Source organism: Pseudomonas sp. ADAK21, assembly GCF_012935735.1.
GTDB lineage: Bacteria > Pseudomonadota > Gammaproteobacteria > Pseudomonadales > Pseudomonadaceae > Aquipseudomonas > Aquipseudomonas proteolytica.
In genome coordinates this window covers 3877410-3890116 of record NZ_CP052857.1, presented here as the reverse complement: position 1 = coordinate 3890116, position 12707 = coordinate 3877410, and the positions used below count along the sequence as shown (strand labels likewise).

The window sequence follows — 12707 nt, the reverse complement described above, 5'->3', positions numbered from 1 at the left end:
CCTTAGGCTCAGAGGCGTTCGATAATGGTGGCGATACCCATGCCGCCGCCCACACAGAGCGTGGCCAGGCCGTAGCGCTGCTGGCGCGCCTCCAGTTCATCGAGCAAGGTGCCGAGGATCGCGCAGCCCGTGGCCCCCAGCGGGTGGCCCATGGCAATCGAACCGCCATTGACGTTGACGCGGGCGGCGTCGATGCCCATGTCCTTGATGAACTTGAGCACCACCGAGGCAAAGGCCTCATTGACTTCAAATAGGTCAATGTCCTCGACTCGCAGGCCGGCCTTGGCCAGGGCCTTGCGGGTGGCGGGCGCTGGGCCGGTGAGCATGATGGTCGGGTCGGTGCTGGTCACCGCCGTGGCGACAATGCGCGCCCGCGGTTGCAGGCCCAGTTCGCGGCCCCGGGCTTCGGAGCCGATCAACATCAAGGCCGCGCCATCGACAATTCCGGAGCTGTTACCCGGTGTGTGCACATGGTGGATGCGCTCGACATGGCTGTAGACCCGCAGGGCAGTGGCATCGAAGCCCATCTGGCCCATCATTTCGAAGCTGGGCTTGAGCTTGCCCAACCCTTCGAGGGTCGAATCGCCACGGATGAATTCGTCGTGATCCAGCAGCACGATACCGTTCTGGTCCTGCACTGGGACCAGGGATTTCTTGAAGGAACCGTCTGATCTGGCCCGCGCCGCTTTCTGCTGGGAGTGCAAGGCATAAGCATCGACATCCTCGCGGGTGAAACCCTCCAGGGTGGCGATCAGGTCGGCGCCAATCCCCTGGGGTGTGAAGTGGCTGTGCATATTGGTCTGCGGGTCCAACACCCACGCCCCGCCGTCGCTGCCCATGGGCACGCGCGACATGGACTCGACACCGCCCACCACCACCAGATCCTCGAAGCCGGAGCGCACCTTCATCGCGCCGAGGTTGACCGCCTCCAGGCCCGACGCGCAGAAGCGGTTGACCTGTACACCGGCGACGCTCACATCCCAATCAGCCACCAGCGCGGCGGTCTTGGCGATATCCGCACCCTGGTCCCCAACGGGCGTAACGCAGCCAAGCACGATGTCATCCACTTGGCGGGTATCCAGGTCGCTGCGCTGCTGCAGCGCAGTGAGCAAGCCGGCCACCAGGTTCACCGGCTTGACGCTATGCAACGCGCCATCGGCCTTGCCTTTGCCCCGGGGCGTGCGTATCGCATCAAAGATCAAAGCTTGGGTCATGACGTCCTCGAACCACTGTGCAATGGAGCTCTCAAGGCGAGAGCCGACCGTGCCCTTACCTTAAGCGCCACGAGGGCAGATTCAATGACCAATGCGCTCATTGACCTTGACGACCGCGCTCAGACGAACGGTAGCGGACTATCGGAAACACCGGGTTAATCGTTTTAGCTGTCTAGCCAAGGGCCTGGCGCGAAGATGGCTATATGCCTCATACCCTTTTAAAAGGATTTAAATATAACTTGATATGAAAGCGATCTAAGCCACGCCGCACATGGGCTCTAAGGTTGAATCAGCAAGAAGTGTATGAAGCTGCTGCCGGGTCTTGCTGGAGCAGCTGTAAGAAAAATGCCATCTAGTCGGCTTAACGTAACGAATGGATGGTGCTTGCATCGGCGCATTTGACGCTCAGGAATAACAACAAAAGGCAGTCAGCCATGTTCAAACAATCGAAAGTTCGCCAGGCGGGGCTAATTCTCTTCGCCACTACTCTGATTCTGATTTTGCCCAATCTCACCAAGATCATTGGCTGAACGGGCAGGTCACACCTCGACATTGCAGCCTTTGGCAGCACCGCCCGGGCAACCGCGTAAAGCGTTCCCGTGGCTGGGGCTGTCTTTTTTTGCATACAGTTGAGCGGCGGTTTTCCGCTATCGTAGCCCGTATCGCCATTGCCACATGGGCTGCGCCTTGAAACAAATCATTGTCCTACTAATGGTCCTGGCCGGCCCCGCCAGCGCCGCCGAGTTAACCATCGAGCTGGATCACAGCCGCACCAACTGGCACACCGCCGAGCTGCTCAAGCATCCGGCTGCCCAGACCGTGCAGATCGTCGATGACGTTTCCTACAAGCGCAATATGACCTATCGCGCCGTACCGATGGCCGCACTCTTACCGGGCCTGACCGTGCAGAACCATGTGCAGGCGGTGGCGCTCGATGGTTTTGCCGCCGAACTGGCCGCCGCGCCGCTGCTTGCGCAAAGCGGCGCGCAGGCGTGGCTGGCGGTTGAAGATCCGGCCCGGCCCTGGCCACCCTTGGCCAATGGCAAGCCCAGCGCCGGGCCGTTCTATCTGGTGTGGACCCAGCCCCAGGCGAGCGGGATCAGCTCGGAACAATGGCCCTTCCAGATCTCGACGATCAAACAACTGAAAACCGTTGCCGAACGCTTCCCGGCGCTGCTGCCCGACCCGGCTCTGGCGGCGGATGATCCGATCAACCAGGGGTTCGCCCTGTTTCAGAAAAACTGCCTGGCCTGCCATCGTCTAAATGGCGCGGGGGACGCGCAGGTAGGGCCGGACCTGAATATGCCCTACAGCCCGACCGAGTACTTCGGTAGCGACTTCCTCAAACGCTACATCCGCGATCCCCAGAGCCTGAGGCATTGGCCGCAGGCGAAGATGCCGGCGTTTGCCGCCAGCGTGTTGCCTGATGCCGAACTGGACCTGCTGGTGGGGTATTTGAAGCATATGGCCGCTCGCAAAACCGGCGCGGCCTTGTAGGAACCGGCTTGCCGGCGATGGCGATCTTTCGGGCCTTATCGCCGGCAAGCCGGCTCCTACATAGGGTGTGATGGGTTATTGCTGCTGCACCAGGATCACCGGGGTCGGCGCCACGAATACCCGCGCGTGCATCTGCTCATGCCCGCCGCCACGCCGCATGCCGCGCACCGGGCAGGCGTCGAGGTAATCCAGGCCCACGGCCAGTTTCAAATGGCGCTCCGGGCGGGCCAGTTGGTTGGTCACATCGAAGCTGTACCAGGCGTCATCCAGCCAGGCTTCAGCCCAGGCATGGCTGGCCAGGTGCTCGCTGTCCTCGCTGTACAAATACCCCGACACATACCGCGTAGCGATCCCCAGGCTGCGGGCGCAGGCCAGGAAGGCGTGGGCGTGGTCCTGGCAGACACCCGCACGCCCGGCGAACGCCTCGGCCGCACAGGTCTCCACTTGCGTAGCTCCCGGCACATAGACGATGTGCTGGTTGAGGGCGTGCATCAGGTCGATCAGTGCATTGCGATCCCGGCGCTTGCCGCAGTGCTGTTGGGCAAAGGCGCGCAGGGCCTCGTCCGGTTCGGTCAGGCGCGTGGCACGCTGGTAGGGAAATGGCGATTGGCTGTCATGTTCGGCCTCGCGCCACTCGTCAATATCCACCTGGCCGCGAGCACCGATGATGATCGATTCATGGGGCTCATCCATGGTCAGCACATGCAGGATATTGCCGAACGGGTCCAACTGGGCCCGCACCGGACGCGGCAAATCGAGCTGCCAACTGAGTACATGCTGGCGCTCGCTGTCGTGAGGCGTCAGGCGCAAATATTGGATGCTGGCGCGCACCTGGTCTTCGTAGCGGTAGGTGGTTTCGTGGCTGATGGAAAGTCTCATGCCGCCTCCAGGTAGGAATGATGAATGGCGTTACCCAACTGGCGTACCAGTGGGATGAAATCGGTCAGCCAGGCGTGCAGGCCTTCCTCGAGGATTTCGTCAATGGCCGTAAAGCGCAGGCGTGCGTCCATCTCGGCAGCCAGGCGCTGGGCCGGGCGGCCATTGATGCCAGGCAGGCTGGCGAGAATCTGGTCGATTTCTTCACTGCACGCGCGCAAAGAACGCGGCACGTCGGCGCGCAGCAGTAACAGTTCGGCCACCTGGCGAGCACCGGGCGCATCACGGTAGATCTCGGTGTAGGCCTCGAAGGACGACAAGGCGCGCAGCAGCGCACTCCATTGGTAATAGGCATGGGCGGTGCCATCAATCACCACTTCGGCCTGGTCCCCGGCCATCTCGTAGCGGGCGTCCAACAGGCGCAGGGTGTTGTCGGCCCTTTCGATAAAGGTGCCAAGGCGAATAAAACGAAAGGCGTCGTTGCGCATGATGGTGCCGTAGGTCGCGCCGCGAAACAGGTGGGAACGTTCCTTGACCCACTCGCAGAAACGGCTCATGCCATAACGGCTCAGGCCTTCCTGGGCGATGACGCGAATATCCAGCCAGGTGGCGTTGATGTTTTCCCACATGTCCGCGGTAATCCGCCCACGCACGGCATGGGCACTGGCGCGGGCCGCCCCCAGGCAACTGTAGATACTCGCCGGGTTGGCGGCGTCCAGGGCGAAGAAATGCAGCAGGCGCTCGGCGTGTAACTCGCCGTGACGCTCGCGGTAGTCGTCCAGGGTGCCGGTGATCAGCAGGGGCATGGCCAGTTCGTGCAAGCCATCGCCGCGCCCATCCTGGGGCATCAGTGACAGCGAATAGCTGACATCCAGCATGCGCGCGAGGTTTTCCGCGCGCTCCAGATAGCGTGACATCCAATACAAATCCGAGGCAGTTCTGCTCAACATGGTTTTATTCCTCGACCACCCAGGTGTCTTTGGTGCCGCCGCCCTGGGACGAGTTGACCACCAGCGAGCCTTCGCGCAGCGCCACACGGGTCAGCCCCCCCGGTACTACGCGGGTTTCCTTGCCAGACAGGACGAACGGCCGCAGGTCGATATGCCGGGGCGCAATGCCGTTTTCGACAAAGGTCGGGCACGTCGACAGGCACAGGGTCGGTTGGGCGATGTAGGCATGGGGCTTGGCTTTGATCCGCGCACGGAAGGCTTCGATCTCGGCGGCCGTGGCGGCCGGGCCGACCAGCATGCCGTAGCCACCGGAACCTTGGGTTTCCTTGACCACCAACTCCGGCAGATTCGCCAGCACATGGGAAAGCTCGTCAGGCTTGCGGCATTGGAACGTCGGAACGTTCTTGAGGATCGGCTCTTCATCCAGGTAAAAACGGATCATGTCGGTGACGAAGGGATACACCGACTTGTCATCCGCTACCCCGGTGCCAATGGCATTGGCCAGCACCACGTTGCCCGAACGGTAGGCGGCCAACAGCCCCGGCACGCCGAGCATCGACTCCGGGTTGAAGGCCAGCGGGTCGAGGTAGGCATCGTCGAGGCGACGGTAGATCACGTCCACCGCCTTGGGACCGTCAGTGGTACGCATGAACACGCAGTCGTCACGCACGAACAGATCGGCGCCTTCCACCAGTTCCACGCCCATTTCACGGGCGAGGAAGGCATGTTCGAAAAACGCGCTGTTGAATCGCCCGGGCGTCAGCACGACCACGCTGGGGTTCTCCAGCGGACTGGCGCTTTTCAAGGTGTCGAGCAACAGGTTGGGGTAATGATCGATCGGGGCGATGCGCTGGGCAGCGAACAGTTCGGGAAACAGGCGCATCATCATCTTGCGGTCTTCGAGCATGTAACTCACACCGCTGGGGGTGCGCAGGTTGTCTTCCAGCACGTAGTAGCTGCCGTCGCCATCCCGTACGAGATCGACCCCCGAAACGTGGGAATAGATATCACGGTGCAAATCCAGGCCCTGCATCGCCAGTTGGTATTGCTCGTTGGCCAGTACTTGCTCGGCCGGAATGATCCCAGCCTTGATAATCCGTTGGTCGTGATACAGGTCGGCAAGGAACAGGTTCAATGCCTTGACCCGCTGAATGCAGCCGCGTTCGACCACTCTCCATTCGCTGGCGGGAATGCTGCGCGGGATGGTATCGAAGGGAATCAGGCGCTCGGTGCCCTGCTCGTCGCCGTACAGGGTGAAGGTGATACCGGCGCGGTGAAACAGCAAATCGGCTTCACGCCGGCGCTGGGCCAGCAGTTCGGGCGGGGTTTCAGCCAGCCAACGGGCGAACTCGCGATAGTGAGGCCGGACCTGGCCGGCCTCATCGTACATTTCATCGTAATAAGTGCGGATCATGCCGAACTCCTTGTCACCCGGACGCAACGGACTGTCGCAAGGCCCGTGCCAGCGGCATAAACACTTAAGTATCAATCAGTTGGATATAGTCAAAGGCAGTACCGCACCGTCCTGGTGCAGCAAATGCCCGGGCCTCGCCCCGCACGCTTCATAGAGACGCAGGCATTGCCTATCACCAGCATAGTCAGAGTTGATTTCACTGCCGGGGAATGCCTGCGGATAATCACCCACATTCGCTGAACAGGATTCGTCCTACAGCATCTCCACAGCACCGTCGGTAATTTGCCTGTGCAAATACTGATCGGTTCCCCTTCTCACCGATCTTCCCTTTTGGCCACCCTGCTCCGGTGGCCTTTTTTTTGTGCCGGTTTTTTCATATTTAGTTCCCGGCACTTTGCACCGCCACAAACAAAATCGGCCGACCCAAGGGTCAGCCGATACGCTACGTTATTGATCATGTGTCTACATGGGTAACCCACGAACCTCGTGCTTGACGCCCCACCCTTCGATAATCCCGCCCAAGGGCTCGACTACCGCCTCAAAGTCCTGCTCGAAATCACCGATACCGTCATAGGTGGCGAACATGACCTTGCTCAATTCCAGGAACCAGGCACCGTCATCCCGTGCGCTGACCTGGGCATTGATGGACTCCCCACGAAACCGACCCGCAGCCCGGCGCGCACGTTCCTCATCCGGGAAAATGGCGTAGAACTCGATGGGGTGGAAACGCGAGAAGTCAAAGCCGCCCTCTTTCATGCGGCGTAACACGTGGGTGCTGATGTCTTCTTGATAGGCTGTGCTCATGAAACGTCCTCCTCAACCGATGGATAGACTTTCCGTGCTTCCCAGGGCCTGCGCGTGAACGGCGCAGGTGGACGGCAATGACATCACCGCAGGAAAACAAGCATGTAGCTGACAAGACCAGACCTTAGCGATTCATTCGCTGATCTCTCTTGCAGAGTAGCGCGAAGCTATCAGCTCCACCAGCAGCGCTTTAACGACGTACAGGGAATGTTCAGGGGGCGGGAGAAATGTCGAGGATCTGGATACTGTTCTGGTCCTTCAGGCTTTTGACCGTCGGCTCGGCGATCCGGCCGTCCAGGTCGTTGAGGTCCAGTTGAGCGGGGATGGGCAGCAATTTGGCGCGAATCATCTGTGCGGCGTCTTCGAGGCTGGGCTTCTGGGCGCAGCTGAACTGCTCTACGGACTGCACACCGTGATCATCAACGAAGGTAACTTGCCAGTTTTGCATCAGTGCCTCCTCGATAAAGCCCATGGATGGGCTCACATCTATCTGGACCTTGAGGGCGCGATGATCGTTCCACTCAAGGCTGGAGGCACTGCTCGGCTGCGCTTAAGGCTTCTCGGCGCTTTCCTTGAGGGCTTTCAAGGTATTGAAGGGCGCTTCAACCACGAACTTGTTGGCCAACCAGGACGGCACGCTGCCACCAGGCTCGGTGTGGACCTGGTAGGTCACTTCAGTCTGGTCGGCGCCTTTGGGCACCAGTTTCCAGAAGCCTTCGACCTGGGCCACACGCACATAGCCTTTCTCTTCCGGCAGATAGGTGGGCACTTCCAGCAACTTGCGGGTCACGCTGCCGTCGGCCGCCTGGGTCGTGGTGATTTCCAGGATCGAGTCACGATCGGTGACTGGGAACGGGGCTTTGAATTGGGTGTAGGTCCAGCTCTTGTCGCCTTCCTTCTTGAGCAGCTTCTGCGACTTGCATTCGTGAATCCACTTACAGGCACCGACCACATCGTCCTGCAGGGCCTTGATCTTGGCCAATGGCGCCTTGATCACAGTCACGCCGCGATAAGCCTTGTATTTGGACCCGGCCACTTCACTCAAGGCAACCTTGATACCTTCCTCGTCCTTGGCAACCTGCCACTCTTCTGCCTGTGCAGCAGCCGCAAACAACACTGTAAAACCGCACAACACAGCCATTCGTTTCAGCGAACCCATTGTTGTATTCCTTATTGTTGAAGTTCTGACATTAAAGCCCACTACGCCGCCGTCATCTGCTCCCACCAGCCGATCAACCTGATCGCTTCTTCCTGGCTAGTACCACAGACCTCAAGATCCGCCGCGAAGGCACCGCACACCGCGGGCCGTTCAGGCAGGCCAAACAATTGGCACAGCTGTTCGACCGACAGATGCAGGCAGCGTTCGCCCGCGGGTTTGCCATTGGGCATACCGGGCAACGGCGAACTGATGGAAGGGGCTATACAGCAGGCGCCACAGCCTTCACGGCATTTCATGACCAGCAGGTCCTCGACGACAAAGTGTTGATGGCCGGGCTAGAGTACGCCCTAAAACATCCGTTTTAAAATGGTCTAACAGGGGTTTTTCGCAGAAAACAAAAGTGACTGACCAGTCTGCGACAGAAGGTCAGGGGATCAGGTCACTTTGGCAGGCAAGATTAATTCTTGAACTCAAAATCCAGAGCCGCGCCTTCCACATCGCGCCGCTCTTCATTGCGCATTTGCAGTTGCATTTCGTTGCTCAGCAAGCGCCCGTTGATCTGGAATGCGCTGTTATCCACCGGTTTCTCATCGAACATGGGCGGTAACAAAGGGACGTTCTTGGGTTGCGGCATGGTGCCGAGGGGTTGCAAATGCCGCACCATTTCCTGGGGTAGGCTGAGGTCCAAACGCGCTGGTGGCAGCTGGGTCTGCGCTACTTCACGCGCCGACTTGGACTTGCTCGCGATGGGTGCGCGCTTCTTCACCTTCGCCGCTTTTTTGGCCGCGGCGGCTTGTTTTGCCTGGACCGTTTTTTTAGCCGGCGTCGGCTTTTGTTCGGCGGCTGCCAGCACCACTGGCGCACTGGCAGGCGCTGCCAGTACAGACGTGGTGCTGCACAGGCTCGCCAGACAGATCAACAGCGCGGCAGGAAAAATAGAGGTCATATCGCCAACAGCATTAACGGCAGAAGGCCATATGCTCGCTTGTTGAGCGCGGCATGACAAGCGCGGTGATTAGCCAGCTACCGTTCATGCCCCGTTTTGGCGCTTCAAAAACCACCCGCAGCCTCTTGGCATAACTGGTTGGCCAGCATGCCCAGGGTCATCAGGGCGCGCTCCGCCTCGCGATTCCACGGCGTGCCGCAATTGAGCCGAATACAGTGGTTGAACTGTTCGGTATTGCTGAAGATCAGCCCCGGCGCAATGCTGATGCCCTGCTGCAAGGCGCGCACGTGTAGCTCCTGGGTATTGACCCTGCCCGGCAGGCTGACCCACAGGATAAAGCCGCCCGTCGGCCGGCTCATCTGCGTGCCTTCCGGGAAATACTGCTGCACCGCCAACTGGAAGGCACTGAGATTCTTGCGGTACTCCTGGCGAATGTAGCGCAGGTGGCGGTCGTAACCGCCGTTCTCCAGGTACGCCGCCACCCCCATCTGCGTGACGCTGCACGCCGAATGCGTGCTGAACATCTGCAGGCGCTGGATCTCCTGCTGGTATTTGCCGGCAATCATCCAGCCGATACGCACGCCCGGGGACAGGGTCTTGGAGAAACTGGAGCAGTAGATCACCCGATCCAGGCGGTCATAGGCCTTGAGGGCTTTGGTGCGGCCCAGTTCGAACATCAACTCGCCGTAGATATCGTCTTCGACGATCTGGATATCGAAGTCAGAGGCCAGGCGCAGCAGTTGTTTCTGCCGTTCTTCGGGCATGGTGCCGCCCAGGGGGTTGCTCAGGCGGGTGGTCAACACCAGGGCCTTGATCGACCATTGGTTGGCCGCCAATTGCAGGGCCTCCAGACTCATGCCGGTGGCCGGGTCGCTGGGAATCTCGATGACTTTGAGGCCAAGCAAGTCGGCCAGTTGCAGCAGCCCGTAGTAGGTCGGTGATTCAGCGGCGATCAGGTCGCCGGGGCGGGTCAGCACCCGCAAGGACATCTGCAATGCATCGACACACCCGTGGGTGATCACCACTTCGGACGGATCGACCACCACCCCGGCATCGCGCATACGGATAGCGACCTGGCGCCGCAGCGGCTCGAACCCCGGGCTGAACATATAGCTGAACGCCCGTGGGCTCTGGAAGCGCGTGACCTTGGCCAGTTGCTGGTGCAGCGCCCGCACCGGCAGGTAATCGACACTGGGCACAGCGGCCCCCAGCGGGAACACCCCTTCGCGACGGGATTCCACCAGGACCTGCTGGATGATACTACTGCGAGTGACCAGGCCGGGGCGCTCGACCCGGGCGATATCCGGCGTCGGGGCGGTCAGGGCCGGTGTCTGGTGCACGTAATACCCGGACTGCGGCCGCGCACGGATCAAGCCCTGGTCTTCAAGGTTGGCGTAGGCCTGTAACACTGTGGCATGACTGACATTGAGCTGGGAGCTCATCTTGCGCACCGATGGCACGCGCTCACCCGGTTGATAGACACCGCGCCGGATATCCTCAGCCAACTGCTGAGCGATACGTTGGTAAAGCAAGAGATTGGTCATGACGCAGCACTCGATTTCACGGGTATTTTATTTTTGTGTGAAACATACCGGCACAGTTTAGAAGTGTACGGGGACAGTTGCCACAATAGTCGAGGACGAGCGGCAGTGATAGAAAAAACTGTATGGGTTGAGAACTGGATTGCGGGCATGAAAAGCCCGATCAAGGATCGGGTTCTATAGCGGGCGCGCCACATACCCTGTAGGCGCTGGCTTGCCTGCGATGCTGGCGATGCGAGTGTTCAGATGTACCGCGCCCATGCTATCGCAGGCAAGCCAGCTCCCACATCGACCGCACGCGCCCTGGGTTAGCGCGCAGCGCCGAGTTGGCCCTTGTCATCGGAGAAGACGATTTCCACACGCCGGTTCTGCGCACGACCACGCTCGGAGGCATTCGCTTCCACCGGGTACTGATCGCCATAGCCTTCCACCTGGATGCGTTTTTCATCAATCCCCAGGTCGACCAGTACGTCCGCCACGGCCTGTGCACGGTCACGGGACAGTTTGAGGTTTTCCTGCTCGCCGCCGGTACTGTCGGTATAGCCCTCGATCCGCACCACCCGCTTGGGGTTCAGTTGCAGGAATTGCACGATCTTCAGCACTGTACGGTTGGCAGAGTTTTTCAGCTCCGCCTGGCCGGTGTCGAACAGTACGTCGCCCAAGGTCATTACCAGGCCACGATCGGTCTGGGTGGTGGTCAGGCTGGCGATCTGCTCCTCCAGCCACTTGCCCTGCTGCTGCACGCTCAACAACTTGGCCTCGCGCAGCGCCAGTTGCAGGCGTTGACGTTCCAGCTCGAGCTTGGCCGCACGTTCTTCGTTGAGCACCAGCTCGGTATGCTCCCGGGCGATGGCGCTGTAGCGCTGGCTCAGGTAGGCGTAATGCACGACGTCGCCACCGCTGCCCCAGTAGCTGGACAGACGGTCGGCGCGGGCCAGGGACTCACCGGCGCGGATCACGTCCTTGGGCGCAATGCGCAATACATTGGAGTCTTCCTTGACCTTCTGGAAGTCACTGCCCGCCTGCTGCAACACGGTGTCGCTATTGGGATGGCTGGCACAGCCTGCCAGCACCAAGCTGCTCAATAGCAGCCCATATGTCAGGCGGTTCATTGGGCATCTCCCAGCTGCTTGCGCAGGCGGGTGATACGGGTGTTGAGGACATTCAACTGTTCCTGACTCTTTTGCGTCAGTACCCGCGCCTCGGCCAGGCGGGCGTCGAGTTCGGCCTGTTCAGCCTGCATGCGGGCGTCCTTGTAGGATTCGTCAGCCATGTCGGCCTTGGCCTGGGCCAGCTTCGTCTCGGCGAGTTTCAACTCAGGCACGTCGTCAGCGACGGCCCCCACGGCGGCGGCTTGCTCCAGGGCTTGCTGGGTCAGGCGCATTTGCTCATTCGGCGCAGGATCTGCGGCACAGCCCGCCAGCGTTACTACGGCGAGGGCGGCGAAAAGAGGTCGAATAGTCACTAAAAATCCCTACTTTGTTGGGGTACCGACGGGTTGCTGCAACTGCGTCTTCCAGCGTTCGATATTGCGCTGCAACGCGGCTTCCGTCAGACCGGACGCGGCCAATTCTGTCATCTTTTTGGCGAGCTGTCCGCGCAACCACGGATCATTGCAGGCCGAGTTGTGGGAAATCGCCAGGAACAACCCCGGCTGATCAATCGGCAGTTCACGGGCCAGCAGGTCTTTGCTCATGCCCAAGGTCTGGGCCATGGCCATGCCGGAGTATCGTCCAGCCAGCACGTAGTCCACTTCGCCAAGCAGCAGCTTCTGCAAGGCCGGGGTCACGGTTGGCAGGCGTTCCAGGGTCAGGTGTTCACTGGCAAAGGCTTCAAATTCCGGGGACAGGCGCGCCCGCTCCGAGACCGCGCCCTTGTGGCCATGCAGGTCTGCTGCACTGCTATAGACCAGGGGCGAGTCGATGCGGGTCCACACCCGGTAATCGGCCTGTATCAGTGCCGGATGGATGTAGTCCAGGGTCTCCAGTTCGCTGACACTCAACGGCGCATCGACCAGCATGTCCATGCGCCCGCTGCGTACTTCCTCAAGGGCCAGGGAGCGCTTGCCGCCATACAGCAGGTCGACTTTCAGCCCCAATTCCTTGGCCACTTGTTGCAACACATCGGCATTGGCGCCGATCAGGTGGGTGGGGTCTTGCGGATCACGCCACAGATAGGGCGGCGCATCCGGGCTGCCGGTCACCACCAGGCGCTCGCATTTGCCGGCTGCGATAGACAAGGTCGGCAGCAGTGACAGGCCCAGCAGTACAGTCCAGCGACGCAGTTCCATGGCGTGGTTCCCGATC

The 12707-nt window shown here is 60.5% G+C and carries 14 protein-coding genes; 1 reads left to right on the top strand and 13 read right to left on the bottom strand.

Annotated features, from left to right (window positions below):
- Positions 1-8: 8 nt before the first annotated feature.
- Complete coding sequence (locus HKK57_RS17680) at positions 9-1214, bottom strand: acetyl-CoA C-acetyltransferase (protein WP_154906780.1); 1206 nt, start codon at positions 1212-1214, stop codon at positions 9-11.
- Positions 1215-1901: 687 nt separating this feature from the next.
- Here HKK57_RS17680 and HKK57_RS17675 point away from each other — a divergent pair.
- The gene (locus tag HKK57_RS17675; RefSeq protein ID WP_169390492.1) at positions 1902-2711 is read left to right on the top strand and encodes a c-type cytochrome; all 810 of its coding nucleotides are present in this window, start codon (positions 1902-1904) and stop codon (positions 2709-2711) included.
- A gap of 75 nt (positions 2712-2786) precedes the next feature.
- Here the strand turns inward: HKK57_RS17675 and HKK57_RS17670 are convergent, their stop codons facing one another.
- The 12 genes from HKK57_RS17670 to HKK57_RS17615 form a co-directional block, all read right to left on the bottom strand.
- Positions 2787-3590 carry a transglutaminase family protein gene (locus HKK57_RS17670; RefSeq protein WP_029299635.1) on the bottom strand — a complete coding sequence of 268 codons (804 nt, stop codon included), beginning with the start codon at positions 3588-3590 and terminating at the stop codon, positions 2787-2789.
- On the bottom strand, positions 3587-4537 hold the full coding sequence (locus HKK57_RS17665; protein WP_029299637.1) for an alpha-E domain-containing protein: 951 nt from the start codon (positions 4535-4537) through the stop codon (positions 3587-3589). Before HKK57_RS17665 ends, HKK57_RS17670 begins: the two co-directional genes overlap by 4 nt.
- Positions 4538-4541: 4 nt before the next feature.
- Complete coding sequence (locus HKK57_RS17660; RefSeq protein ID WP_133714980.1) at positions 4542-5951, bottom strand: circularly permuted type 2 ATP-grasp protein; 1410 nt, start codon at positions 5949-5951, stop codon at positions 4542-4544.
- 462 nt (positions 5952-6413) lie between these two features.
- Entirely contained in the window at positions 6414-6755 is a 342-nt protein-coding gene (locus HKK57_RS17655; RefSeq protein WP_029299641.1) for a ribonuclease E inhibitor RraB, read from the bottom strand.
- Positions 6756-6966: 211 nt separating this feature from the next.
- Complete coding sequence (locus tag HKK57_RS17650; RefSeq protein ID WP_029299643.1) at positions 6967-7203, bottom strand: hypothetical protein; 237 nt, start codon at positions 7201-7203, stop codon at positions 6967-6969.
- A gap of 102 nt (positions 7204-7305) precedes the next feature.
- Positions 7306-7914 (bottom strand): START domain-containing protein, encoded by a 609-nt coding sequence (locus tag HKK57_RS17645; RefSeq protein WP_070995139.1) that lies wholly within the window; start codon positions 7912-7914, stop codon positions 7306-7308.
- Between the two features lie 41 nt (positions 7915-7955).
- Entirely contained in the window at positions 7956-8210 is a 255-nt protein-coding gene (locus tag HKK57_RS17640) for a YkgJ family cysteine cluster protein (RefSeq protein ID WP_029299645.1), read from the bottom strand.
- 161 nt (positions 8211-8371) lie between these two features.
- The gene (locus HKK57_RS17635; protein ID WP_029299647.1) at positions 8372-8860 is read right to left on the bottom strand and encodes a hypothetical protein; all 489 of its coding nucleotides are present in this window, start codon (positions 8858-8860) and stop codon (positions 8372-8374) included.
- Between the two features lie 104 nt (positions 8861-8964).
- A complete protein-coding gene (locus HKK57_RS17630; protein ID WP_029299649.1) occupies positions 8965-10404 on the bottom strand; it encodes an aminotransferase-like domain-containing protein in 1440 nt (479 codons plus the stop codon).
- Positions 10405-10709: 305 nt separating this feature from the next.
- Positions 10710-11513, bottom strand: a complete 804-nt coding sequence (locus HKK57_RS17625; RefSeq protein ID WP_029299651.1) for an OmpA family protein — start codon at positions 11511-11513, stop codon at positions 10710-10712.
- Positions 11510-11866, bottom strand: a complete 357-nt coding sequence (locus HKK57_RS17620; RefSeq protein WP_029299652.1) for a DUF4398 domain-containing protein — start codon at positions 11864-11866, stop codon at positions 11510-11512. The genes HKK57_RS17625 and HKK57_RS17620 overlap by 4 nt, the downstream gene beginning before the upstream one ends.
- 9 nt (positions 11867-11875) lie before the next feature.
- On the bottom strand, positions 11876-12691 hold the full coding sequence (locus tag HKK57_RS17615) for a substrate-binding periplasmic protein (protein ID WP_070995136.1): 816 nt from the start codon (positions 12689-12691) through the stop codon (positions 11876-11878).
- Between the last annotated feature and the right edge of the window lie 16 nt (positions 12692-12707).

Excerpts from the sequence above, each read along its gene's own strand:
- HKK57_RS17680 (WP_154906780.1), bottom strand. The coding sequence starts at position 1,214 with ATGACCCAAGCTTTGATCTTTGATGCGATACGCACGCCCCGGGGCAAA.
- HKK57_RS17670 (WP_029299635.1), bottom strand. The coding sequence starts at position 3,590 with ATGAGACTTTCCATCAGCCACGAAACCACCTACCGCTACGAAGACCAG.
- HKK57_RS17665 (WP_029299637.1), bottom strand. The coding sequence starts at position 4,537 with ATGTTGAGCAGAACTGCCTCGGATTTGTATTGGATGTCACGCTATCTG.
- HKK57_RS17660 (WP_133714980.1), bottom strand. The coding sequence starts at position 5,951 with ATGATCCGCACTTATTACGATGAAATGTACGATGAGGCCGGCCAGGTC.
- HKK57_RS17655 (WP_029299641.1), bottom strand. The coding sequence starts at position 6,755 with ATGAGCACAGCCTATCAAGAAGACATCAGCACCCACGTGTTACGCCGC.
- HKK57_RS17650 (WP_029299643.1), bottom strand. The coding sequence starts at position 7,203 with ATGCAAAACTGGCAAGTTACCTTCGTTGATGATCACGGTGTGCAGTCC.
- HKK57_RS17645 (WP_070995139.1), bottom strand. The coding sequence starts at position 7,914 with ATGGGTTCGCTGAAACGAATGGCTGTGTTGTGCGGTTTTACAGTGTTG.
- HKK57_RS17640 (WP_029299645.1), bottom strand. The coding sequence starts at position 8,210 with ATGAAATGCCGTGAAGGCTGTGGCGCCTGCTGTATAGCCCCTTCCATC.
- HKK57_RS17635 (WP_029299647.1), bottom strand. The coding sequence starts at position 8,860 with ATGACCTCTATTTTTCCTGCCGCGCTGTTGATCTGTCTGGCGAGCCTG.
- HKK57_RS17630 (WP_029299649.1), bottom strand. The coding sequence starts at position 10,404 with ATGACCAATCTCTTGCTTTACCAACGTATCGCTCAGCAGTTGGCTGAG.
- HKK57_RS17625 (WP_029299651.1), bottom strand. The coding sequence starts at position 11,513 with ATGAACCGCCTGACATATGGGCTGCTATTGAGCAGCTTGGTGCTGGCA.
- HKK57_RS17615 (WP_070995136.1), bottom strand. The coding sequence starts at position 12,691 with ATGGAACTGCGTCGCTGGACTGTACTGCTGGGCCTGTCACTGCTGCCG.